Consider the following 23,838-nt stretch of genomic DNA (forward strand, 5'->3'; position numbering starts at 1 on the left):
GCGATCACTGTGTCAATCAGCCCATTTGGACTGCCAGAAATCGCATGCGGCCCCGCCCTTTGTGGGGACGGGGCCGCGTCGCGATCAGCCGATCAGGCTGCCTGGATCGCCGACAGGCGCCATTGCCCCTGCGGCTCGCGCTTGAAGGTCCACAGCTCGGTTGTGTCGGTGGCGCGCGACGGATCGCCCTCCACGACTTCACCGGTGCTGCGGTCGAGCATCACGTCCACGCCTTCGTAACGCATGGCGATGGTTGCATAATCCACCGGTCCTTCACGCCACGCTTCGGCCACTTCCGCGTCGAGCAGGCGCGTGCCCGTCACGCTGTTGCGCCGTCCGGAGGTTGCGTTCTGGCTCAGCTCCTCGGCGAAATAGGACATCACTTCCGGCGTCGTGCGCTCACGCAGCCGGGCGAAGTCCTCGTTCGAGAACGCGTCCTGCACCTCGGTCAGCAGGCGCTCGAAATCCTGCCGGTCCGCGTCATTGATCGCGATGTCTTCGCTGGCCTGCTGCGGCGCGAGCGCCGAAGGGAAGCCGCGCGTCGGTGCCGCGGCAGCCGACGACTGCGGCTGGGATCCGGTAAACGGAAATACCGTCGCTCCGCCCCCCGTGCCGCCAGCCACCGCGCCATTGCCGGAGAAGCCGTGGCGGGCACCAGCCATCGCCGGCGCCGGTCCAGCACCGGAGCGGCGGCGGAACATGCGGAACAGGAAGAACACGAGGCCGCCGATCAACACGATCTGGAGCAGCGCCATCACGGCGCCCGCGCCGCCCAAGGCCCCGAGCCCACCGCCCAGCAGCGCGCCAATCAGGCCGCCAGCCAGCAATCCGCCGAGCAGCCCGCGACCCATGCCGCCGCGCCCCGCCGTCGCCGCCGCGCCGGCCGCACCCGGCTGCGCCGCCTGGGTGCCGGCCGCCGGCCGGTCGGTCATGGAGCGCTGCATGGGCGCGGTCTGGCGCGGCGCGACATTCGTCGCGGCCGGCGCATTATAGGTGCGCGCGCCGCGGCTGCCGAAGCTGCCGCCACGCCGCGCATCGGCTTCGATCGGAAGGGTAAGCATCACGGTAGCCGCAAGGCCCAGGCCCACAGCCCCGAGGGTACCTTTCTTCAACCGGATCATCATATCTCCTTCCACGAACATTGTTTTGCCTTTGAACCCGAACGCACCGATGCGACGCTGGCCGCATGGAATTGGCCGGACCGCCACACTTGCGTCGCGACATCGCCCGCAACCGCCGTCTGCCCACGACCGAAACGGCGGCGCAGCGCAGGACGGATCGAGGGTAGCACCGCATCAGCGGCCGTCATCGCACACTCCACATCTGAGGGCTCGGCCGGTGAGATCACGATGATGCCGGGCCCGATACCATGCGGTCCGACATCACACCCAAGTCATAGGGTGTCAGAGGGGCCCGGCCCGCCCAGACAATCTGGGGGAAATAGGCCGCCAAATCAAGGTGCGCGGCCGTACCCGCGCCGAAAACGGCCAGTGCGGTACCCTTTGAGGCCGCCTCCGTCCGGTTACCCGCTTTGCATGGCCGGTGCATCGTCCCCATGTTGGGTCCATGGCCTCTCCCGTTCCTTTCCCGCTCGACGAAGATCTGACGCGTCTCGGCCTTGTCGACGATGAGGAGATCGTCCTCGACGAGGCGGCGCTCGCGCTGGCGCTGCTCGATCATCCCGCAGTCGATCTTGCCCCTTATTACCAGACGCTCGACGAGATCACTGCAGGGCTCCGCCGCATCGGCACGGATGCCGACACCGCCGCCGACCAGGCAGAGGTGCTGTCCGCCGTGCTGGCCGAGGAGTTTGGTTTCCTCGGCGATGACGTGACCTATGACGATCCCGACAATGCCGATCTGATCCGGGTGCTCGATCGCCGGCGCGGCCTCCCGATCAGCCTGTCGATCCTTTACGTCGCCGCCGCGCGCCGGCTGGGCTGGCATGCGCAGGTGCTGGATGTGCCAGGCCATGTGCTCGTGCTGGTCGGCATGGATGAAGCGCCGGTGATCATTGATCCGTTCGCCGCCGGCGCCCGCGTCGGCGCCGAGCGTTTCGCCGCACTGCTCCAGACGTTCTCGGCGCCCGCAGAGCCGGTGACCCAGGTCAGCGCCATGCCGAACCGCGCCGTGCTGATCCGCCTGCTGCAAAATCAGGCGAGCCGCGCCGAGCAGGCGGGGCAAGGCCGCCGCGCGTTGATCCTCTACACCCGCATGACGGTGATGGCGCCCGAATATGCCCATGCCTGGTGGCAGCGCGCCCGGCTCGAGCTGGTCGACGGCGATGTCGCGAGCGCGCGCAGCAGCCTTGGCACCATTCTGGAAATCACGCGCGAACCGGAACTGCGCGGTCGCGTGTCCGAGATGCTGGGGATGCTTACCTCGCCCTGAACCGGCGCTGCCGGCTGGGCGCGCCGCGGCAAGGCGGACCAGGGCAGCACCGCTCAGTCCAGCATGTCGCCGAGCCCCATCACGGCGGTAAGAGGCACTAGGTTACAACTCCGGTGCCCCTCAGCCGCCATCGGGCGCCCGACCAAGCCGAAGCGCGGCTTACATGCGCTTCGTGGCGCCGATCCGATCGGTGTCGAGCATCTCTGTCAGCTCCACCCCCGCGATCCCGTCCCGCGACCAGGACAGGATGCCCGGCCGCTCGACGCCCGGTGCCAGTTGCAGCTTCACCGTCATGCCGGGCGTGAAGCGGCCGTCATGCACGATCTTCGCCCCGTTGCGCGACACCTCGCGCAGCCGCACGATCTGCAAGCCCAGTTCGCTGCGAACCACCACCGCCTTTTCCGGCCACCAGCGCCGCCGGCGCCGGTGCGTCGCGCGCTCCTCGGTCAGCCGCTGCATCAGCGCCGCGCTGTCGATCGCGGCGGCGAGCTTCAGCCCGCACTGGCCCGGCTGCACCCAGATCACCTCGCCGGTCAGCGAACAACTGTCCGACACATCTACCGTCAATCGTTCGCCCAGGAGCGGCTGCAACCGGGTGGAAAGCACCATGCCATCATCGGAAAGGCTCAGCACACGCGCCAGTCCCGGTTTCTCTCCGGCCGATGCGCGTCCAGCGCCCGATACAGGGAATAGCCGCACGGCCCGCGCCCGCCCCGGTACCCGGCCTGCCGCCCCGCCACGCGGTCCGGTGATCCCTAGGCTCGGCCCAGCAAACTGGTGTTCTTCGTATCCCACCGGAAAACTCCCGTGGCCGCTCACACGCAGCCATGCACTCCGGTCATTATAGGCGGGATTCAGCCGGCCCGTGCGGACGTGCGGTGGGAGCGGCGACGAAGCTGATCCGCCGCCGGCCGCTCGGCGACGCCCGGCAACCGCCATGTCCGTTCCTCGTGCTCTCCGGGGCGATGGGCTCGCAGACGATGTGCCGTGTACGCAGATCCCGGCGAGACTTGCTTAAGCTGCGCGAATACACCTTGCGCCCGCCCGATCGCCCGCCTGTTCGGCGCTGGCGCGGCGCTCCTCCACATTGCGCTGCATGCAGCGATGATCATGCGGAGGAATCGTGCGCGGGTTCTGGGTATCGCCCTCTGATACGTGACCCGCCAAAGCGGCGTGCACGACCGCGGAGAGGCGGCGGCGAGCGCATCGGCCCGACCGCTTCCCCAACGGATCGGGGAGCGATCGGCGCCGATGCGGGCGGCTCAGACGTTCGCCACCACCACCGCACGGGTGTTGAGATAAGCGTCCAGCGCCTCCGGCCCGCCTTCGGTGCCATAGCCCGAATCCTTGATCCCGCCGAACGGCAGCTCCGCGCTGCCCGCCGCGGGCGTGTTGACCCACAACATGCCCACTTCCACCCGGCGGGCGAGCAGATCGGCATTCGCCAGCGACTTGGTGAAGGCATAGCCGGCAAGGCCGTAGGACAGCCGGTTCGCCTCCGCGATTGCCTCGTTCAGATCGTCATAGCCGCGGATGCCCGCGACCGGCCCGAACGGCTCCTCGTTGAACAGCTTCGCCTCCAGCGGCACGTCGGCAAGGATCGTCGGCGCCCAGAAGTTGCCGGTGTCGCCGATCCGCGCGCCGCCCGTGAGGACCGTCGCGCCCTTAGCCACGGCATCCTCCTGGAACTCGGCCATCGCGGCGAGCCGGCGCGGGTTGGCGAGCGGGCCCATCTCGGTCCCCTCGTCCAGCCCGTTGCCCACCTTGATCCCCTCGGCGAGCGACGCCAGCGCCTGGGCGAAATCCGCCTTCACGCTGTTGTGGACGAGGAAGCGCGTGGGCGAGATGCACACCTGGCCCGCATTGCGGAACTTGGCGCGCCCGACGCTCTTCACCGCCAGGTCGAGATCCGCGTCCTCGCAGATGATCACCGGCGCATGCCCGCCCAGCTCCATCGACACGCGCTTCATCTGCTTGCCGGCGAGCCCCGCCAGCAGCTTGCCGACCGGGGTCGAGCCGGTGAAGGTGATCTTGCGGATGATCGGGCTGGCGATGAGATATTCGGAGATCTGCGCCGGCTCGCCGAAGACGAGACCCAGCACGCCATCGGGCAGCCCCGCGTCCTGGAACGCGCGGATCAGCGCGGCAGGGCTGGCGGGGGTTTCCTCCGGCGCCTTGACGATCATCGAGCAGCCCGCGGCCAGCCCGGCGCCGATCTTGCGCACGATCTGGTTGATCGGGAAGTTCCACGGCGTGAAGGCGGCGACCGGCCCGACCGGGTCCTTCACCACCATCTGGCGGATCGCAAGGTTCGTGCGGTGCGGCACCAGCCGGCCGTAGACGCGGAAGCCTTCCTCGGCGAACCATTCGATGATGTCCGCCGCCGCCATCGCCTCGCCCTTGGCCTCGACCAGCGGCTTGCCCTGTTCCTGCGTCAGCAGCGCGGCGATGTCTCCGGCGCGCTCGCGCATGAGGCCGGCGGCCTTGCGCAGGATCTTGCTGCGCGCGGCGGGCGTATAATCGCGCCAAACCTGGAAGCCGCGATCCGCCGCCGCCAGCGCGGCGTCCAGATCCGCAACGCCGGCATGCGCGACCCGTCCGATCTCCGCGCCGTTCGCCGGATTCTGCACCGCCAGCGATCGGCCGTCCGCCGCATCCTGCCAGCGGCCGTCAATGAAAAGCTGCGTGTCGGGATAGGTCATGCATTCTCCGTCGGATGGGCGCCGGATGGCGGCGCCGTGACCTAGAGATAGCGATCGATCCGCGCGGATGTACCCCCCTCCCGCCAGACCGGTTGCGCGCCGGGCTGTGCCGGGACAAGATGCCGCGGACGGCAGCAGCGCCCACGAAGGCAGCGCGCGCCCGCAGGAGGGGATGGCCATGACCGAAGACGTAATCGAGCCCGATCTGCCGATCATCGATCCGCACCATCACCTCTGGGATTTCACCCCCGCGCTGCCGCGCATGCCGGAGATCGCGCACCCCTTCGGCCGGATCACCCGCCAGAGCCCGCGCTACCTGTTCGACGAACTGCTCGCCGATTGCCGCGACGCGGGCCACAACGTCATCGGCACCGTCTTCCTGCAATGCGGCGCCTTCTACCGCGCGGACGGCCCCGACGAATTGAAGCCGGTCGGCGAGGTGGAATTCGTGAACGGCGTCGCGGCGCAGTCAGCCAGCGGCATCTACGGCCCTTTCCGTGCCTGCGCCGGGATCGTCGGTCAGGCGGACCTGACGCTGGGCACGGGCGTCGGCGCCGTGCTCGACGCCGAGATCGCGGCGGGCAACGGGCGCTTTCGCGGCATCCGCCACATCGGCGCGCATGATCCCGATCCCGAGGTGCTCGGCCCGCTCGGCCATGCGCCCGCGAACCTGTATGCCGACCCGCGTTTCCGCGAGGGCTTTGCCGAACTGGGCAAGCGCGGCCTCACCTTTGACGCCTGGGTGCTGGAGCCACAGATCGGCGAGGTCACCGCGCTCGCCCGCGCCTTTCCCGAGCAGCCGATCGTGCTCGATCACGTCGGGACGCCGCTTGGCCTCGGCAGCTACGCCGGCCGCCATGACGAACGCTTCGCCACGTGGAAGGCGGCCATCGGCGAACTCGCCACCTGTCCCAATGTCATGGTGAAGCTGGGCGGGCTTGCCATGCCGTTCTGCGCCTTGGGCGATCTCGGCCCCGACACGCGCCCCACCGCGGCCGCGCTGGCCGACTTGTTCCGCCCCTATGTCGAGACCTGCGTGGCCGCCTTCGGCCCGGCGCGCGCGATGTTCGAAAGCAACTTCCCGGTCGATCGCTGGGGTGCCGATTACGGCACCTTGTGGAACGCGTTCAAGCTGGTGGCGAAGGGCGCCAGCGCGGACGAGAACCGGGAGCTGTTCGCCGGCGCCGCCGCCCGCTTCTACAAGGTGGAGCACCTCCTCGCCTGACCAGCGACGTCGCGACCGTTGCCAGATCCACTCCATGCTGGGCCGGGTGCGGCATGGTCAGCAATCCACATCGCCTCGTGGAGCCAAAGAGGTGCTCTAGCTCACGCGCCGGCCCACCCGCCGCCGCCAATGCAGCAGCCCGGTGACGAACAAGGCCAGCGGCACCAGCCCCATTAGCACGGCAAGAACCCGGGTCGCCATCCCGCCGACCGTGCCGTCATGCAGCGTGCGGACCCACAGGTTGATCGTGGTCCCGGCATCGCCGCGCCGCACGTCATGCACCGCCAGCACCGCACCGCTGAAGCGATCGACGAACACGAAGCTGGCGGGAAAGCGCGCATGCGGATCGCCGGGCACCTGAAAGCGTGCGCGGATCGGCGCATCGCCTCCGGTCGGCACGTCGACGAACACCAGCCTCCCATCAGGTAGCGCGCGCTGCGCCACCTCCAGCGCGCGCGCAATCGTCAGCGGCGCTGCGCCACGCACTGACGACACCGGCGCCGGCACGCGCGCGGGCGACAGCAGCGCCTGCGTCACGCTGGGCAGCGCCAGCAGCACCCCGGTCGCCACCAGTACAAACAACAGCACCAAGCTCCACACGCCCGCCAGCTTGTGCCAATCGCGTAGCCGGCGGATCGGCGCGGCGTCGCGCTTGAACGCCAGCGCCTTGCGCCAGCTGCCGCGTGGCCACCAGGCGATGAGGCCCGACAGCAGCAGCACCAGCATCGCCAGCCCAGACCAGCCGACGATCTGAAGGCCGATCTCGCCGGCCAGCAGCTGCATGTGCAGCTGATAGATCCAGCTCATCAGATAGCCGCCCCACGGCTCGGCGCGCACGATGCGGCCGCCATCGGGCGAAAACCACACCATCTGCCGATCGGCATGATGGCCGGGCATCGGCCGGGGATAATAACGCGCCGGGATCGCGCCGCTTTCGCCCGTTACCTCAAAGGTCCACTTGCCCCCGGGGTGATGAAAGCGTGCGTTGCCCGCGGAGAGCGCCCGATCGAGCGTCTGCCCCAACCTCCCCGCTCCGCCTTTCGAGCTTTCGCCCCCGAGGTGCTGAACGCTGGGCAGCACGCGCGCTTCGCTTGCCTGCACCACCGGATGCAGCGCGGCGTCGATCGCGGTGTAGAACACCAGCGCCGACCCGGTCAGCCCGAGCAGCGCGAAAAGCAGCCCCAGCGTCAGCCCCAGCCACAGATGCACCCGGCGCACCAGCACGCGCACGCGCCCGGCGCCCCCGGGGAGAGTCGCCGCGCCCGGCCCGACCGGCGGATAAAGCGTCGCCATCAGAACCGCGCTGCCAGCGACAGCTCGAACGATCGCGGCGCGCCGATATAGATGTTGGTGGCGGGGTAGCCCGAATACTCCCCGTAGAAAGCGTCCGTCAGGTTGCGCCCGCGCAGGCTGAGCGTCGCATTGGCCGCAACCGGCAGCGAGATGCTCGCGTCCAGCACCTCATGCCCCGCCACGCGGATCGTGTTCGCGGTATCGGTGTAGAAGGCACCGGCATGGCGCAGGAAGCCGCCCAGCGTCACCTCGCCCGCAATCGTGTACAGCGCCGACGCAGTCAGCGTCGTGTCGGGCACGTTGATCGGGCGATTGCCCGCGCGGTCCACGCGCACCCCGCCGATCAGCTCGGAAAGCTCGTCATATTGCGCGTCGGTATAGGACGCGCCGGCCGACAGGCGCAGCGCCTTCACCGGGCTCACGACGGCGGACAATTCCGCGCCTTGCGACGATTGCCGCCCGCCCTGCACGCTCAAGGTAGGATTGGTGGGATCGCGCGTCAGAATGTCGCGCTGTTCGATGCGATAGGCGGCGCCGGTCACGCTGGCGCGCCCGCCCCAGCCGCTCGCCTTGAATCCCGCCTCATACGCGCGGCCCTTGGTCAGCCGAAAGCGGCTGTTGGCTACCGAGGCGAGCAGGATCGAGGACACCGGGGAGACGGCGGTAGTATATTGCGCATAAAGCGTGAGGCCGGGCGCCGCATCCCAGCTCGTCCCCGCGCGCCAGGACACGGGATCGAACGTCGGGTTGTTGCGATCCACCGCGCCCGACACGTTCTGGATCGTTTCACGGGTCAGCGCCATGTGATCCCAGCGCAATCCACCGACCAGCAGCCACTTTGGCGTGATGTTGATCGCATCCTCCGCAAAGACCGATATCTGCCGCAGGCGGGAGTCGAACGTCACATTGCTGCTGGTGAAGATCGCGGTGCCGGTCGGCAGCGCGATGGCCGCCGGATCGCGCACGTCCGCCGCGGGCAGGGCGGTGATCGGCGCCTGTTGGCGCAGGCTGACGAAATCGGTGCTGTTATGCTCGGCGCCCAAGGTGAAGCGGTTGCGCATGCCCGCAATCACGCTGTCGTTCGCGATCGCGCCGCGCGCGTTCCAGAATTGATGGTCGTGGCGGAAGTCCTGATAGCTTTGCCGGAAACTGCCGTTCGGAAACGCCGCGCTCGGCGCAACGAAGCTTTGGCTGTCCGCCAGCAGAAAGGCGCGATCGGCGGTGTAGGCAGTCAGGTCCAGCGCCAGCGACCAGCCGCTGCCTACCGCCCAATCGAGCCGCGACCGGATCGTCGTCTCGTCCGCACCCGAATAAGCGCCGCGCGGATTGTAGTTGCGCCGCCGCAGCGCACGATCGGCGACCAGCCCGTTGGCGCTCTCCACTGCGTCGCTCGGCCGCAGCGCAAAGGCTTCCGGGATCAGCGGCAGGCCCTGGTAGGTCGCGCCGTAGCGATCCTCGAAATGATCCACCGCGACCAGCAGCGACACCGCATTACTCGGCCGCCACAAGGCGCTGGCGGTCAGCGCGGCGGAGAACGTGTCGTTATTTTCCACGTCATACAGGCTGTCGGACCGTTGGTAGCTCGCGTCCGCCCGCACCGCGAGCGTATCGGACATGGGCAGGTTCACGCCGCCCGCCGCCATCACCGTATCGAAGCTGCCGACCGACAGCAGCGTATCGAGCCGCCGCTCGCCCAGCACCGGCTTTCGCGTTACCTTGTTGATCACGCCGGCCAGCGCGCCTTCGCCGTAGAGTACGGAGGCCGGGCCTTTCAGCACCTCGATCCGGTCGTAATGCCAATTGTTGCTGTCGCGCTGCACCACGGTCGAGGTGGAGACGCGCACGCCGTCCTGGAGGATCGACACGGTGTTGCCGGCAAAGCCGCGCAGGGAGACGACCGCCGGATTGCCCGGGACGTTGCCGGCCACGGCGCCCACCACTTGGTTGAACGTCTCGCGCGCGGTGCGCAGGCCCTGCACTTGCAGATCGTCCTGCGTCAGCACCTCGACGCTGGCGGGCGTCTCGCGAACGGTCAGGCCAAGCCGGCTCGCAGTCTGCGGTTGCTCCTCCAGACGCAGCGGGTCGCGCTGCCCGGTGACGATGATCGCAGGGTCGGCTTGCTCGCCCTCCCCCGGCGTTGCGGCAAGGGAAACGGCAGGTAGCAGGCACGACGCAGCGGCGCCCGCCAGCAGATGGAAACGGAACATGAAAAAACACCTTTGACCGGCCCGCCGCGTCAGCGTCGCGAGCCGCAGTTCACGGACGCACCACAACGGCGCGCGAACGGTGAAGCCTGACCTGATCTGGGGAGACGCCATCCGGCGAAGCCCGGGACCGAGTCGGGAAAGCGGCAGCAACTGCCACGCCGCTCGCCCAAACCTGCCGTCACCCCGGCCCTGTGCCGGGGTCCAGCCATCCGCAAACTCAACGGCGTGAGGTTCGCGGCACCCTGGATGCCGGGACAGGCCCGGCATGACGAATGGAATTCGGACTAGGCACGCCCAACAGTCCGGCCAGATCAGACCTCAGAAGTCAAAGGCGGGCCGGCGGACCCCGCAACGGCGGCCGCAGGTAAACCGGCCGCACCGGCGTTGGTAGCACCACCGCCGCAACACCCATCGCCAGCACAAAGGCGATGAGCGCGGCAAGCTGGATCGGATCGAGCGGGCCGAGCGCCGCCGCGGACAGCCCGGCAAAGGCGCACGGCATCTCCACCTGCCCATGTTCGCCCGAGCCGTCGTGATGCGTCGGCGCGCCGTGATCCGCCATTGCCTGATGATGCCCGCCCATCGCGCCGAGCATGGCAGCAGGCTCCGCTGGGTGCGGGACGACGCCGGGACAGACAATCACCGATAACTGCCCGCCGCTCGCATCGATCATATAGCCGGTCGGCACCAGCAGCTTCAGCAGCAGCGCCGCCCCAAAGATCAGCAAGGCAAGGCGGCGTTGCGCCAGAAGGTGCCGGAAGGCGTGCACGGCCCTGCGGTATCGCCAACAAGCCGCTGTGTCACTGAGACAATCTGTCCCACCCGCTCAGCAGCCGAGCTGATCCGCCAGCTCGACGAGGCTGTCGGCCGACCATTCCCAGTCCTGCTCGAGCTTCGCGTCAGGCGCAGGCCGCCCGCCATATTCCATTGGCCGCGCGACAAACGCGGTCTTGAGCCCGCACTTGCGGGCCGCGGCCAGATCGCTGTGGTGCGCCGCCACCAGGCAGACGTCCCCGGGCGCCAGGCCCAGGACTTCGGCGGTCCCAAGATAAGCGCGCGGATCCGGCTTATAGGCGCGCGTCACCTCCGCCCCCATGATCGTGTCCCACGGCAAGCCGCCGCGCCGCGCCATCTCCAGCATCAGTGCGATATTGCCGTTCGACAGCGTGACGATCGGAAAGCGCCGCTTCAGCCGCGTCAGCCCCTCGACCGAACCCGGCCAGGGTGCCAGCCGGCGCCAGGCAAAGGTCCAGTCCTGGAGCAGCGCCGGATCGAGCGTCGCCGGATCGATGCCGTGATCGCGCAGCGTCTCCTCCAGCATCTCGCGGTGGAGCACGTCGAGGATCGTGAACTCGCGGCCTGATTTCGCGTAGGACGCCATGCCGGTGAGGTACTTCTTGCGCCAATCGTCGGTGAACTGGCCAGAGTCGATGTGCTGCTGGCCGATCTTCTCCAGAAACAGGCCGCTCTCCGCGCAGATGGGGCCGCGCCAGTCCACCACCGTGCCAAACACGTCGAAGGCGAGCACCTTGAGCATTGGGGTTTGCGTCATCCATCCTCTCCCGCGCTTGTCGCCGGGTGCTAGGCCCCGCGCCCCCCCGTGGACAAGCCGCGCGGTTCCGGCCACTCCTGTAACGGTCAAGACAAAGGCGGGTGCAAACATGGCGTTCACGGCGACGATCCTTCTGCTCGGCTCGGGCGAGCTCGGCCGCGAATTCGTGATCTCCGCCAAGAGGTTAGGCTGCTACGTCATCGCCTGCGACAGCTATAACAACGCCCCCGCGATGCAGCTGGCCGACGCGCGCGAAGTCTTCTCGATGCTTGATCCCGATCTGCTCCGCGCCGCGGTGGAGAAGCATCGCCCGGATTTCGTCGTTCCCGAAGTGGAAGCGATCCGTACCGAGGTGCTGGCCGAGCTTGAAACTGCCGGCACCACCATCGTGCCCTCCGCACGCGCCACGATGATGACGATGAACCGCGACGGCATCCGCGAGGTCGCGGCGGTCGAGCTTGGCCTGCGCACCTCGCGTTATCGTTATGCCGAGACGCTGGAAGAGGTACGCGAAGGCGCCGCCCACACCGGGCTCCCGTGCGTGATCAAGCCGGTCATGTCCTCCTCGGGCAAGGGGCAGAGCACGGTGCGCGACGCGGCCGATCTGCAGGCGGCATGGGAATATGCCGTCGCCAACATGCGCGGGGACCGGGCGCGCGTGATCGTCGAGGAATTCGTCGATTTCGATTATGAGATCACGCTGCTGACGGTGCGCACGCGCGAGGGCGTCCTCTTCTGTCCGCCGATCGGCCACCGGCAGGAACGCGGCGATTATCAGGAAAGCTGGCAGCCCGCCGCCATGTCGGACGCGGCGATCGCCGCGGCGCAGGACATGGCGCGCAAGGTGGTGGACGACCTCGGCGGCTATGGCCTGTTCGGGGTCGAATTCTTCGTCAAGAATGACGAAGTGATCTTCTCCGAGCTGTCACCGCGCCCGCATGACACCGGGATGGTGACGCTTATCTCGCAATCGCTGAGCGAGTTCGACCTTCACGCCCGCGCCATCCTTGGCCTCCCGATCCCGACGCTGACCAGTTACGGCCCGTCCGCCTCGGCGGTGATCCTGGCCGATCGCGCGTCGGACACGGTGCGCTATGACGGCATTGCCGATGCGCTGGGGACGCCGGGCGGCGAGGTGGACGTGCGGATCTTCGCCAAGCCGACAACGCGGCCGTATCGCCGGATGGGCGTGGCACTGGCACGCGCAGAAACGACCGACGACGCGCGGCGCATTGCAGCGGAGGCGGCGGGCAAGGTGCGGCTGCACTATGATTGCGCCTGATAAGCGTCCCCGGGGGAGAAGAAGCATGCGTCTGAGCCGAACCATCGCCGCCGCACTGATCACCACGTTGACCGCGCCGCCGGCGCTCGCGCTTGCGGGTGAGCAGACCGGCACGCCTGCGCCTGAGGCTGCTGCGACCCCGCCCGAGGATCCCGCCAGGGCCCGGCTGAAGGCGGAGGCCATCGCCGGCGTCGAGCGTCAGGGGAAGCTGGTTCAGGAGATGGTGGACTCGGTCTACAGCTTCGCCGAGCCGGGCTTTCAGGAATTCCAGACCATGGAATATCTGACCGGCATCCTGGCGAAGAACGGCTTCAAGATCGAGCGCGGCGTCGCCGGCATGCCAACTGCCTGGATAGCGACCTGGGGCAATGGTGGCCCGCTGATCGCGCTGGGCAGCGACGTGGATGGCCTCCTCGGGCTCAGCCAAATGCCCGGCTCGCCCGAGCTGAAGCCGCAGGTGGCGGGCGCGCCTGGGCATGGCGAGGGCCATAATTCGGGCATGCCGCTGGTGATTGCCGCCGCCATCGCGGCCAAGCAGGTGATGGAGAAAAACAAGATTCCTGGCCGCCTACTGCTGTGGCCCGGCGTGGCGGAGGAGCTGATCGGCGCTAAGGCCTATTATGTCCGCGCCGGGCTGTTCAACGGAGTGGACGCTTGCATCTTCACCCATGTGGCGAGCGAGTTCAGCACTGCCTGGGGTGATACGGGCAACAATGCCGCCGTCTCGGTGGAATATACCTTTCACGGCAAGACCGCGCATGCCGCCGGCATGCCATGGGAGGGGCGCAGCGCGCTCGACGCGGTGGAGCTGATGAATGCCGGCTGGAACATGCGGCGCGAGCATCTGCCGCTCAGCCAGCGCTCGCATTACGTCATCACTGATGGCGGCAAGCAGCCCAACATCGTGCCCGACACGGCCAGCGTCTGGTATTATTTCCGCGACACCGCCTTTGCCAGCGTGCGCCACCTGTTCGAGACCGGCAACACCATCGCCAAGGCTGCCGCCTCCGGCACCGGCACTACCGTGACGCAGCGTACACTCGGCTATGCCGCGCCCAATTTCGGCAACAAGCCGCTCGCCGAGGCGGCCTGGGCGAACATCAAGGCGGTCGGCATGCCGCAATGGAGCGCGGGTGATCAGGCCTTCGCCAAATCGGTGCAGCAGGCGAACGCGCGCGAGCTGAAGCCGCTGGCGAGCGAGATATCGCCGCTTTCCACGCCCGACACGCGCGAGAAATCGACCGGCGGCGGATCGGACGATATCGGCGACGTGATGTGGACGGTGCCGACGATCACCGTGCGCTACCCTTCCAACATCCCCAACATGATCGGCCACAACGTGCTGTCTGCGATCGCCATGGCGACGCCGATCGCGCACAAGGGCGCGGTGCAGGGCGCCAAGGCGGTGAGCGCTACGGTGATCGACCTGATGACCACGCCCGCGCTGATCGCCGCGGCCAAGACCTTTCAGCAAACCGTGCAGTTCAAGGATCAGAGATATGATCCGCTGCTCACCGCAGAGGACAAGCCGGCGACCCACCTGAATGCCGAGGTGATGGAGCGAATGCGCCCCAAACAGAAGCCCTTCTATTACGATCCGGCCAAGCACCGCAGCTACCTGGAGCAGCTCAAAGTCGCCTATCCCGCGCAATAACCTGCGAGTGGCGCCCCAGAGCGACCGGCCATGCGATCGGCAGGCCGGGCAGAGTAGCAATGGGGGTGACGAAAATCGACGGCAAAGTCATAGCCGGGGCATGCTGATCCGCCCCTTCCACCATGATGACGCGGCGGCGCTCGCCGCGCTGTTCCATGCCTCCGTGCATGGCGCAGGCAGCCGCTTCTACGCGCCCGAGCAGGTCGCCGCCTGGAGCCCCGCACCGCCACCACCGGAACGCTTTGTAGGCCAAGCGGAGGGTCGCACGTTTCTGGTCGCGGTTGACGAGCACGCCGTGGTGATCGGCTATGGCGATCTGGAGCCGAACGGCCACATCGACCATCTCTATTGCCGTCCCGACAGGATCGGCACGGGCGTGGGATCGTCCATTCTCGCTGCACTGGAGGCTGCCGCGCGGCGGGACGGCATCGCGCGGCTGTTTGTCGAGGCGAGCGAGAACGCCCGTCCGCTCTTCGAACGTCGCGGCTTCACGCTAGACGCGCGCAACGACTTCGTGCGGGCCGGCGTGGCGATCCATAACTATCGCATGTCCAAGGACTTGGCGTAACGTTCCGGCACCCTTCGGCGGGGTGCGGGTCAGATGGCTGCGCCCGCAGTCGCCAGCCGACCGTCAAGCCACTTCCGCGCCGGGCGGAGATATGCTCGTTGTCCGTGAGATCAGTCACCGGCGCCGGTTACGGCACTGCTGGTTCTGATCCATTCCATGACCCGATCGCGCCGGTCCGAGAGCTTCTGGCCCCCGCCGCGCCGGCAATCAGCGGCCTACTCGCGCAGCGGCGGCGCAGCGACGACAGCCGGCATCGCCTCGATCGCCCGTTCCACTGCTTCGGCGCCATCACGCGATGCGGTGGCAAGTTCGAGCGGCCGGCCACCGAGCGCATCATTGGGTGTGTTCAGAAACAGCCGCGCCGCCTCCGTGCCAAGCCGGGCAAAGGCGATCCGCACGATCCGCCCTTCACGCGCCACTTCGTCACCTGACAAGCGCGATGCGGTTCGGGCAGCGCGGAATATCCGCCGCGGCCGTGCCGCAGGCGCGGCACTAAGCTCGGCGTCGGGCGCAGTCACCGGCGCCGGTGTGGCGTTTTCGATAACCGCGCTCATGCGTATATGCCCGCGCCGGCGATCTCGCGCGTACCCGCCTGCGCCTGCGCAATTCGGCGCGCATAGCCGTTGGCGAGCTCGCGGTGAGCGTAGCGGGCCTCGACGCCGGCAGCGGCAGACGCACGTACGAGGGAGATCTGATGGCGGAAAAATAGTTCGTTAAGGTCCATCGGATGTCCTCCACACGTAAGCGGGAGCACGATGGTCTCTCAGTCGTCGGCGCCTACGAATCGAACTGCCGCCGATGGTTCCCATGTGGGTAGGCGCCACTCGGTTAGCAAGGCGGCGGTGATTTCGGACCAAAATCCACAAGATCGCGATTCACGCGGGACCATATTCGGAATCAAGCGTTCAGGTGCAATGACAGAAAACCGGATCGTAGCGGTGGGGCTCTTGACTCGACGGGACTTGGAAGTCCTCGGGACAGGCTTCACGCGCGCATTTCCGGTCAAGGATCTGTCCGGCTTCGAAGACGTGCTTGCTGAATTGGACCGGATCGAAGCGGTGCCACCCTGCGCCAAGCAAACGCCATTATTCTAGCAAGCGGCGCTGCGATCCATCGGGGAAACAAGGCGATGAGCATCGAGGTAACGGCGATCGACGGGATGGTTCGGCTGGATGTCGACCAGCCGGTATCGCTGACGCCGGCGGAAGCGCATGTGCTGACCACGCAATTGGTGGCGGCGCTTGTCCATCTCGCAGAGCCAAGCCCGCCGCCACGCCGGCCGCATCTTGTGCTGGTTAACCGGCCGGGAGCTGCCAGCCCCGCCTGAAGGCTGTCCGCTGTCGCGGCTTCGGGTTCGCGATCCGCCAGGCATTCCGGTACACGACCCACCGTGTTCCCCCGTCCCGCGCACGCCGGCTATGCATGATGCGCGCGGTGTACCCATAGTGCCACATTGAGCATGGACGATCCGAAAGGCGCGGTGGGTTGCTCCCGCGGCGCGCTCGGTCCAAGGCATGGCGCCATTGCACATCGTCCTTCCCCTGATGCGTCGACGTGAGCGGTGACCCGCCGCTGTCATACGCCGGTGGGATCCATCGCCCACATGCGCGCGTGGCCGGAGTGGCGGCGGGCAAGGGACGGAATTCATGGCTGAAACTTTGATCGAAATCTGCGTGGACAGCCCGGAGGGGCTGGCGGCGGCCGTCGAAGGCGGCGCCGATCGCATCAAGCTGGCGTCGTCGCTGGCACTTAGCGGGCTCAGCCCGTCCGCCGGGCTGATGGCACTCGCGCGCGATTGCCCACTACCGGTCAGCGCGCTGATCCGCCCGCGCGAGGGCGGCATGGTCTATGGCGATCGCAAGCGCACGGCCATGTTCCGCGATATCGACGCGGCGCGCGCGGCGGGGCTGGAGGGCGTTGCCATCGGCGCCCTCACACCCGATGGCAAATTGGATATCGCCATGATCGAAGCGCTGGTCGCCCATGCCGCCGGCCTGTCCGTATCCCTGCACCGCGCCGTTGACCTGCTGCCCGATCCAGTGGCCGCGGTGTCGATCGCCGCCGATCTTGGCATCACGGCCATTCTCACCTCCGGCGGCGCGCGCTCGGCGAGCGATGGCATTGCCACGATCAAGGCGATGCAATGGTCGGCCGGAGACCGGGTGACGATCACGGCCAGCGGCGGGCTCCACCCGCGCAATGTCGCCGAGTTAGTTGCGGCCACAGGCGTGCGGGCCGTTCAGGCGTTCTGTTCGCGGCCGATCGGCAATCCGTCGCCCCGCGCCGTCGAGCTGGGGTTTGAGTCCGAGCTTTCCCGCGTCACCGATCGTGCAGAAGTGGCGGCGATGCGGGCGGCGCTGGGTCGGCCAGCCCCCACCCGCGTCTCCGCTACGCCGCCCGCCAAGCAGCCCCGGCGCGATCCCGCCACCACGCTGATGCACGCCGAGGCTGCGGAGGCGCCGGACGTCGTCGCCCGCCTGATCGATCGCAACAGCAGCGCAATGGAGCGGATCGCCACCCGGCTGCGCGATCGCCCGCCGCCCTTCATCATCACCTGCGCGCGCGGCTCCTCCGATCACGCCGCCACTTATGGCAAATATCTGTTCGAGACGATGACGGGCATTCCCGTCGCCTCAGGGGCGTTGTCGGTGGCGTCGATCTTCGGCGCGCCGCTGCGGGCGGAGGGCGCATTGTGCCTCGCCATTTCGCAGTCGGGCCGTAGCCCCGATCTCCTCGCCAGCGTCGCGGCGTACAAGGCGGGCGGCGCCTTTGTGGTGGCGCTGGTCAATGATGAGGCGTCGCCGCTGGCTGAAGCCGTCCACGAGGTTCTGCCGCTGTGCGCAGGACCCGAGCGATCGGTGGCGGCGACCAAATCCTTCATCGCCGCGCTCGCGACCCAGGCGGCGCTGGCAGCGGCGTGGGCGCGGGATGATCGCCTGCTACCGCAGATCGCGGCCCTCCCCGCCGCCATGTCGCGCGCCTTTGCACTCGACTGGCAGGCGGCACATCTGCCGTTATTGGGCGCGCGCAACATGTTCGTGCTCGGCCGCGGCCATGGCCTTGGCATTGCGCAGGAGGCGGCGCTGAAGTTCAAGGAAACCTGCGGCCTCCATGCCGAGGCATTTTCGGCGGCGGAGGTTCGCCACGGGCCGATGGCAATCGTCGGCCGCGGTTTTCCGATACTCGCCTTTGCCACCTCCGACGCGTCGGGCGACGACGTGCGCAGCACGGTCGCCCAATTCGGCGCCAGAGGCGCGCGGATCATGCTGGCCGATGGCCGCGGCGGCGGGAACCTGCCCGCGATCGCCACCGCGCCGACGCTAGAGCCGATCCTGATGATCCAAAGCTTCTACCGGATGGTCAATCAGCTCGCCGTTGCGCGCGGCATCGATCCGGATGCACCGCCGCACCTGAAGAAAGTGACGGAAACGCGATGAGCGGCTTTATCTTCGAAAACGGTACGATCGTGACCGGAGATGGCGGCACGGCCGAGAAGTTGTACGTTCAAGAAGGGCGGATTGCGGCCGATTGCCCGCCAGACGCCGCGCGCGTCGATCTTGGCGGCGGGTGGCTGCTGCCTGGCTTCATCGATACGCAGGTGAACGGCGGCGGCGGCGTCCTGTTCAACGATGATCCCAGCGTGGATACGATCCGCCGCATCGGCGCCGCCCATGCCCGGTTCGGCACGACCGCGTTCCTGCCAACGCTCATCTCGGACACGCTGGACCGGGTGGACATGGCGATGCGCGCCACCGAGTGGGCGATTGCGCAGGGGGTGCCGGGCGTCGTTGGCATCCATATCGAAGGCCCGTTCCTCAACCCCGCGCGCAAGGGCACGCATGACGCTGCCCGCTTCCTGAGGCTTGATGCGGACTCGATCGCCTTGCTTGGTAGCCTCGGCCGCGGCCGCACCTTGGTGACGCTGGCGCCCGAGATGTGCACGCCGGACGATATCGCCGCGCTCGTCGCCGCTGGCGTCATTGTCGCGGCGGGGCATAGCGACGCCGATTATGCCACCGCGACCCGCGCGTTTGACGCAGGTATCACCGGCGTCACTCACCTGTTCAACGCCATGTCGCCGCTCCACCACCGCGAACCTGGCCTCGTCGGTGCTGCAGTCGAGAACCAGCGGATCTATGCCGGCCTGATCGTGGACGGCCAGCATGTCGCCCCGGCCGCGTTGCGCATCGCATTGGCCGCCCGGCCGCGTGATCGCTTCATGCTCGTCACCGATGCCATGTCGCCGGTCGGCACCGACGCAACCAGCTTCGAATTGCAGGGCAAGACGATCCGGATCGCGAACGGCGTTTGCATGGAGGAGAATGGCACGCTGGCGGGCTCGGCGCTCGACATGGCGACGGCCGTGCGCAACGCAGTGGTGATGCTGGGGCGTGGCGTGGCGGAGGCTGCGGCCATGGCTGCCACTTCCCCCGCGGCATTTCTGGGGCTGGAGGACCGCGGCACACTGCGGCCCGGCGCACGCGCCGATCTGGTCTGGCTTGACGCGGACCTGAGGCCCCGCGGCACCTGGATCGGCGGCGTTTGCGTCCATGCTGGCTGACGGGCCGTCCCGCTACGGTCACGCGCCGCATCCCGGCTTAACGGCGTTGGCCGGGGTGACGCGTCGACGTTGCCCCCTAGGCCGATAGCTGGGCGAGGCTCGCCGCCAGTTCGTCCTTGCGGAACGGCTTGGTCAGCCGCGGCAGATCCGGCCCGACATCCTCGCGCTCGGCATAGCCCGATACCAGCAGGACGGGCATGCCGGGCCGTCGTTGCCGCACCGCGCGCGCCAGTTCGGCGCCGGTAAGTCCGGGCATCAGGTGATCGGTGATCAACAGATCAAAGGGGTCGCCGCGCTCGATCAGCCGCATCGCTTCCTCCGCAGACGCCACTTCCGTCACGCGATAACCCAGGTCGAGCAGCATGTCGGCGGTGGTCATGCGCACGACGTCCTCGTCATCGACAAGCAAGACCTGCCCGCCCGCCCCGTGCGCCGCCGTATCGGCCGGCGCCGCCGCGACCGCGTCGGGCTGGGCCGCGCTGCGCGGTAGCCACAGCTCCACGTTGGTGCCCAGCCCCAGGCGGCTCTGGATCGTCAGCGCCCCGCCCAGCTGGGAGGCGAGCCCATGGGCCATCGACAGGCCAAGGCCAGTCCCCTTGCCCACCCCCTTGGTGGAAAAGAACGGCTCGATCGCGCGTCGCAAGGTCGCCTGATCCATGCCGGTGCCGGTATCCGCCACCGAGAGGCGCACATATTGGCCGGGACGCAGCTTGGCCCGGTGGCCGGACCGCACGTCCTCCGCCGTCGCCGAGATGCGCAGCCTGCCACCGTCCGGCATCGCGTCCCGCGCATTCACGGCAAGGTTCAACAGCGCCATTTCCAACTGGTTCGGGTCGCAGTGGGCGGGCGGCAGGTCAGGCTCGGCATCCACCACCACCTTGATCTGCGGCCCGGTGGTGCTCGCCACCAGATCCGCCATGCCGGCGACGAGCTCCACGATGTTGACGGACACGGCCTGCAGCGGCTGGCGGCGTGCAAAGGCGAGCAATCGCTGCACCAGCGTCTTTGCGCGTTCGGCGGACTGGACGGCGCCCGCAATCAGCCGCTGCTCGCGCTCCGTGCCGACGCCGCGGCGCTGCAGCAGATCGAGCGAGCCGACGATCGGGGCGAGCAGATTGTTGAAGTCATGCGCCACCCCACCGGTCAGCTGGCCCATCGCCTCCATCTTCTGCGCCTGTCGCAGCGCCTCCTGTGCGGTCTCCAGCTCGGCCTCGCGCTCCTTGTCGGCCGTCACGTCGCGCGTGATAGAATATAGCTTACCGCTCTCCGGCACGGCGACCCACGAGAGCCAGCGCCAGCCGCCGGCCTTTGTCCGGTAGCGATTCTCGAAATGAATAACGACTTCGCCGCGCTTCAAGCCGGAAAAGGCGCTGGCACTGGCGGCGCTGTCGTCGGGATGGACGAAATCGGTATAAGGCCGCCCCTCGATTTCGCCGACTGACCAGCCCAGCGCCGTAGCCCACGCCGGGTTCACCGCGTCAAAGCACGCCGTGGTCAGATCGATGACCGACAACAGGTCAATGCTGTGCTGCCAGATCAGGCCGCGTTCGCGCGACCGCTCGATTACTTGGCGCTCCAAGTCGGCGTTGAGCGCGGTCAGCGCATCCTCCGCCGCCTTACGGTCGGTGATGTCGATCGACACGCAGGCGATGCTGGACACCGTGCCACTCGGCCCACGCAGCGCGGTAACGCTGTTGTGCACCCAGACCTGTGACCCGTCAGGACGGAGGGAGCGTTTAACGATGTCGAATGAACCGGCATGTGCCGTCACCCTCTGGAACAAGGCCAGGTTGCCGCCCAGGTCATCAGGGTGGGTGAGATCCTGCATGCACAAATGCATCAGGCCCTCGCGCGTTCGCCCGACGATCTCGCAATAACGATCGTTGACGCGCACGAACCGCCCGCTCGCATCCGTTTCCGCGAGGCCCGCGGCGGATTGGTTGAAGATCGCGGACAGGTGCATCTCGCTGTTGCGCAGCGCTTCTTCAGCCACCTTGCGATCATTGATGTCAACGGAGGCGCCGAACCAGCGCACGATCTCGCCCGACCGCGGATCGCGATACGGCTCGCCGCGGACCAGGAACCACCGGTATTCGCCTGATGCCGAGCGGATGCGATGCTCGGTCTGGAACGTGGTGCCCGTCCGCTGCGCCTCCTCGAACGCGGCCATCGTGCCTGCGCCATCATCGGGATGCAAATGGGTCGCGGACACCTCTGCTGCGGTCGTCGGCTCCGGGGACGCACCGGTATAATCCCACCAATATCGGTTGAAGAATTCGGTCCGCCCTTGTGCGTCGGTGATCCAGGTGATCTGCGGCACGGCATCGGCCATCAGGCGAAAGCGGTCCTCGCTGTCACGCAGGCGCCGCTCGCCCAGCTTCCGCTCCGTGGTTTCCGCAAGGATGCAAAGCACGCCGGCCGGGCGGCCGCTTTCGTCCGGCACCGGCGAATAATCGAGGTCCATCCAGACCGGTTCGGGAACGCCGTTGCGAAACAGCGTGAGGTGCTGATCGCGATAGCGCAGCGTACCCCCGGCGAGCCCCACCTTCATCACATGATCGTTGAAATCGGCGACCTCCGCCCAGCCGTCACGTACCGGGCAGCCGAGAAGCCCAGGGTGCTGGTTCCCGGCAAACAGGGAGTAGCTGTCGTTGTACAGCATGATGCCGTCCTCGCCCCACAACAGGACCATCGGCACCTGGGAGCGCAGCATGATGAGGACGGTGGTGCGAAGGCTGGCAGGCCAGTGATCGACGGGGCCGAGCGGCGTGGCAGACCAGTCCCGCGCTGCGATCAGCCCCCCGCAGTCGCCGCCCGCCATCAGGCTCTTCCGAAACACGTCGCTGTCGGCTTCTGCCAAGTTCGCCACTTTCCTGCAAAGCTGGGTCCCTGAACGCAGCAACCATCCGAATGGTGGCGCTTCCATTTACCACGGCGGGTCCGAAAACCGAGAGCGGCAGCGCGCCGCCCTGCCGGCAGGGCTAGCGCGCGTCAGGCCGGGCCTGTTGATCGCCGACGATCGATAGGCTCACGTGATGGCCGCCAATCGGCGGTCGGATTTGCAATAACGGGCGACGCGCCCGGCATGATGGCACCGCACCCATGCGCGGGGCGTGGGGACAGATTGCCGCCGATCAGCAACACCGCCGCAGGGTCTGGTATCCTGCGGCTACCCTGATATCAGGCGCGCCGCAGCCGCCTCTTTCGGGTTTCCGGCCGCTGCCTCCCCCATCCGAGCCCGCGCAAGGAGAACGCCGTTGGCGTGGGTTATCCTCGGCTGTGCCGTTGTTACCGAGATCATCTGGGCCTTGAGCCTGAAATGGGCAGCGATCCGTGGCGGGTGGCAGACCGCCATCGTGCCGGTGGTGCTGAGCTTCGTGAACATGGGGCTGCTGGCACTGGCCATGCGCGGGCTTTCCGCCGGCACGGCTTATGCGGTCTGGACGGGGCTCGGCGCGGTGGGCGTCACCATCTTTGGCGTGATGCTGTTCGGCGAGCGGCTGAGCCCCGTGCAGATCGGCTTTCTCGCCTTGATCATCATCGGCGTGGTCGGCACCAAGCTGTTCGCACAGCAATAAGCCGGTTGTCGCACTAGGCGAGCAGCATCGGCGTCACGCGATGCTGCTCCAATGGCCCAGCGCCATGGCATTATACCGCTTCATCGCGGTCACCATCGCGCGGCGCAGGGCCACATCGACAAGTTCGGCGGGAAGCAGCGGGTCCGAGTTGATCGCGCGCAGCACCGACTGGCCAAGAAGATAGGTCTCGCGCGCCGCATCGATGGTGGACATGCCCGCCACCCGCGCCTCGCTGGCCGCCATCTCGCCCAGCCAATGACGATAGCCCTCCTCCAGCGCCGCGGCTGGCCATAGAGCGCGAAAACTGCCGTCCTGCGCCTGTTCCGCGACACAGCCAGCCAGCACGGCGGCTTCCGGCTCCAGCCCCAGCCCGCCGATCGCCGCCCGCAGCTCGGCCATGCTCTGGCGCAGATTGTCGGCGCGCACCCAGGTGCCGGCGCCGGCATGGGCGAAGCCGGACAGGCGCAATGCCCGCTCGCGGCGCTGGAGGCGGGAGCGATCGCTGCGCCCGAGTTGATGGGTAAGGACGACGATCCACGCACCGGCCCAGGGGCGCACGGTTTCTTCGACCCGCATCCAGCTGCGCGCCTTTGCATGGAGCGCGACTGCCGCCGGCCCGAGCGCATAAACGCCGCGCTCGGGCTGCTCCGCCATCCCTTCACGCACCAGTCTCCCGAGTGCGACGCGCACCGCCGCCGGCTCGATCCCGAAGATCGCCGCGCGCCCGATCAGGCTGCTGGCGGGCAGCGATGCCGGTGCAGCGGTCGACAGCAGCCAAAGGGCGAGCGAGCGCGGCGACACCGGATCGCGCCAATTATGTAACAT

Annotated in this window: 20 protein-coding genes; 9 read left to right on the plus strand and 11 right to left on the minus strand. The window is 67.9% G+C overall.

Annotated features, from left to right (window positions below):
• Window positions 1-92 precede the first annotated feature (92 nt).
• Window positions 93-1,121: a TIM44-like domain-containing protein gene (locus SPMU_RS17405; RefSeq protein WP_088334128.1), complete on the minus strand. Its 1,029-nt coding sequence runs from the start codon at window positions 1,119-1,121 to the stop codon at window positions 93-95.
• A 445-nt stretch (window positions 1,122-1,566) separates the two neighbouring features.
• Here SPMU_RS17405 and SPMU_RS11200 point away from each other — a divergent pair, with 445 nt between their 5' ends.
• The gene (locus SPMU_RS11200; RefSeq protein WP_088333954.1) at window positions 1,567-2,391 is read left to right on the plus strand and encodes a SirB1 family protein; all 825 of its coding nucleotides are present in this window, start codon (window positions 1,567-1,569) and stop codon (window positions 2,389-2,391) included.
• A 159-nt stretch (window positions 2,392-2,550) separates the two neighbouring features.
• Here SPMU_RS11200 and SPMU_RS16700 read toward each other — a convergent pair whose 3' ends face one another.
• Both SPMU_RS16700 and SPMU_RS11210 read right to left on the minus strand, forming a co-directional pair.
• The gene (locus tag SPMU_RS16700; protein WP_169715698.1) at window positions 2,551-3,090 is read right to left on the minus strand and encodes a PilZ domain-containing protein; all 540 of its coding nucleotides are present in this window, start codon (window positions 3,088-3,090) and stop codon (window positions 2,551-2,553) included.
• A gap of 563 nt (window positions 3,091-3,653) precedes the next feature.
• Complete coding sequence (locus tag SPMU_RS11210; protein WP_088333956.1) at window positions 3,654-5,093, minus strand: NAD-dependent succinate-semialdehyde dehydrogenase; 1,440 nt, start codon at window positions 5,091-5,093, stop codon at window positions 3,654-3,656.
• Between the two features lie 178 nt (window positions 5,094-5,271).
• Here SPMU_RS11210 and SPMU_RS11215 point away from each other — a divergent pair, with 178 nt between their 5' ends.
• Window positions 5,272-6,318, plus strand: a complete 1,047-nt coding sequence (locus SPMU_RS11215) for an amidohydrolase family protein (RefSeq protein ID WP_088334129.1) — start codon at window positions 5,272-5,274, stop codon at window positions 6,316-6,318.
• Window positions 6,319-6,414: 96 nt separating this feature from the next.
• Here SPMU_RS11215 and SPMU_RS11220 read toward each other — a convergent pair whose 3' ends face one another.
• The 4 genes from SPMU_RS11220 to SPMU_RS11235 all read right to left on the minus strand — a co-directional run bounded on the left by SPMU_RS11220 (window position 6,415) and on the right by SPMU_RS11235 (window position 11,370).
• Complete coding sequence (locus tag SPMU_RS11220; RefSeq protein ID WP_088333957.1) at window positions 6,415-7,611, minus strand: PepSY-associated TM helix domain-containing protein; 1,197 nt, start codon at window positions 7,609-7,611, stop codon at window positions 6,415-6,417.
• Window positions 7,611-9,818 carry a TonB-dependent receptor gene (locus tag SPMU_RS11225; RefSeq protein ID WP_088333958.1) on the minus strand — a complete coding sequence of 736 codons (2,208 nt, stop codon included), beginning with the start codon at window positions 9,816-9,818 and terminating at the stop codon, window positions 7,611-7,613. The genes SPMU_RS11220 and SPMU_RS11225 overlap by 1 nt, the downstream gene beginning before the upstream one ends.
• A gap of 325 nt (window positions 9,819-10,143) precedes the next feature.
• Window positions 10,144-10,587, minus strand: coding sequence for a hypothetical protein (locus SPMU_RS11230; protein ID WP_088333959.1), 444 nt, complete (start codon window positions 10,585-10,587; stop codon window positions 10,144-10,146).
• A gap of 57 nt (window positions 10,588-10,644) precedes the next feature.
• Window positions 10,645-11,370, minus strand: coding sequence for a haloacid dehalogenase type II (locus SPMU_RS11235; protein ID WP_088333960.1), 726 nt, complete (start codon window positions 11,368-11,370; stop codon window positions 10,645-10,647).
• Between the two features lie 109 nt (window positions 11,371-11,479).
• Between SPMU_RS11235 and purT the strand changes: the two genes are divergently transcribed.
• The 3 genes from purT (at window position 11,480) to SPMU_RS11250 (ending at window position 14,874) form a co-directional block, all read left to right on the plus strand.
• The gene (gene purT, locus SPMU_RS11240) at window positions 11,480-12,652 is read left to right on the plus strand and encodes a formate-dependent phosphoribosylglycinamide formyltransferase (protein WP_088333961.1); all 1,173 of its coding nucleotides are present in this window, start codon (window positions 11,480-11,482) and stop codon (window positions 12,650-12,652) included.
• Between the two features lie 25 nt (window positions 12,653-12,677).
• Window positions 12,678-14,306 carry an amidohydrolase gene (locus SPMU_RS11245; protein ID WP_088333962.1) on the plus strand — a complete coding sequence of 543 codons (1,629 nt, stop codon included), beginning with the start codon at window positions 12,678-12,680 and terminating at the stop codon, window positions 14,304-14,306.
• A 100-nt stretch (window positions 14,307-14,406) separates the two neighbouring features.
• Entirely contained in the window at window positions 14,407-14,874 is a 468-nt protein-coding gene (locus SPMU_RS11250; RefSeq protein ID WP_088333963.1) for a GNAT family N-acetyltransferase, read from the plus strand.
• Window positions 14,875-15,089: 215 nt separating this feature from the next.
• Here the strand turns inward: SPMU_RS11250 and SPMU_RS11255 are convergent, their stop codons facing one another.
• Both SPMU_RS11255 and SPMU_RS16940 read right to left on the minus strand, forming a co-directional pair.
• Window positions 15,090-15,428 carry an antitoxin Xre/MbcA/ParS toxin-binding domain-containing protein gene (locus tag SPMU_RS11255; protein ID WP_088333964.1) on the minus strand — a complete coding sequence of 113 codons (339 nt, stop codon included), beginning with the start codon at window positions 15,426-15,428 and terminating at the stop codon, window positions 15,090-15,092.
• On the minus strand, window positions 15,425-15,598 hold the full coding sequence (locus SPMU_RS16940; protein ID WP_169715699.1) for a hypothetical protein: 174 nt from the start codon (window positions 15,596-15,598) through the stop codon (window positions 15,425-15,427). The genes SPMU_RS11255 and SPMU_RS16940 overlap by 4 nt, the downstream gene beginning before the upstream one ends.
• A 405-nt stretch (window positions 15,599-16,003) precedes the next feature.
• Here SPMU_RS16940 and SPMU_RS11265 point away from each other — a divergent pair, with 405 nt between their 5' ends.
• From SPMU_RS11265 to nagA, 3 genes are all read left to right on the plus strand, one after another.
• Complete coding sequence (locus SPMU_RS11265) at window positions 16,004-16,201, plus strand: hypothetical protein (RefSeq protein ID WP_088333966.1); 198 nt, start codon at window positions 16,004-16,006, stop codon at window positions 16,199-16,201.
• A 319-nt stretch (window positions 16,202-16,520) separates the two neighbouring features.
• The gene (locus SPMU_RS17475; RefSeq protein ID WP_088333967.1) at window positions 16,521-18,311 is read left to right on the plus strand and encodes a copper homeostasis protein CutC; all 1,791 of its coding nucleotides are present in this window, start codon (window positions 16,521-16,523) and stop codon (window positions 18,309-18,311) included.
• Entirely contained in the window at window positions 18,308-19,435 is a 1,128-nt protein-coding gene (gene nagA, locus SPMU_RS11275; RefSeq protein WP_088333968.1) for an N-acetylglucosamine-6-phosphate deacetylase, read from the plus strand. Before SPMU_RS17475 ends, nagA begins: the two co-directional genes overlap by 4 nt.
• Before the next feature lie 76 nt (window positions 19,436-19,511).
• Here the strand turns inward: nagA and SPMU_RS11280 are convergent, their stop codons facing one another.
• Window positions 19,512-22,256 (minus strand): PAS domain-containing hybrid sensor histidine kinase/response regulator, encoded by a 2,745-nt coding sequence (locus SPMU_RS11280; RefSeq protein WP_088334130.1) that lies wholly within the window; start codon window positions 22,254-22,256, stop codon window positions 19,512-19,514.
• A 436-nt stretch (window positions 22,257-22,692) separates the two neighbouring features.
• Here SPMU_RS11280 and SPMU_RS11285 point away from each other — a divergent pair, with 436 nt between their 5' ends.
• The gene (locus SPMU_RS11285) at window positions 22,693-23,013 is read left to right on the plus strand and encodes a DMT family transporter (protein WP_088333969.1); all 321 of its coding nucleotides are present in this window, start codon (window positions 22,693-22,695) and stop codon (window positions 23,011-23,013) included.
• Window positions 23,014-23,046: 33 nt separating this feature from the next.
• On the opposite strand, the gene SPMU_RS11290 is transcribed toward SPMU_RS11285, so the two are convergent.
• Entirely contained in the window at window positions 23,047-23,838 is a 792-nt protein-coding gene (locus SPMU_RS11290; protein WP_140418459.1) for a hypothetical protein, read from the minus strand.

Origin of the sequence: Sphingomonas mucosissima, assembly GCF_002197665.1 — a bacterium.
Lineage (GTDB): Bacteria > Pseudomonadota > Alphaproteobacteria > Sphingomonadales > Sphingomonadaceae > Sphingomonas > Sphingomonas mucosissima.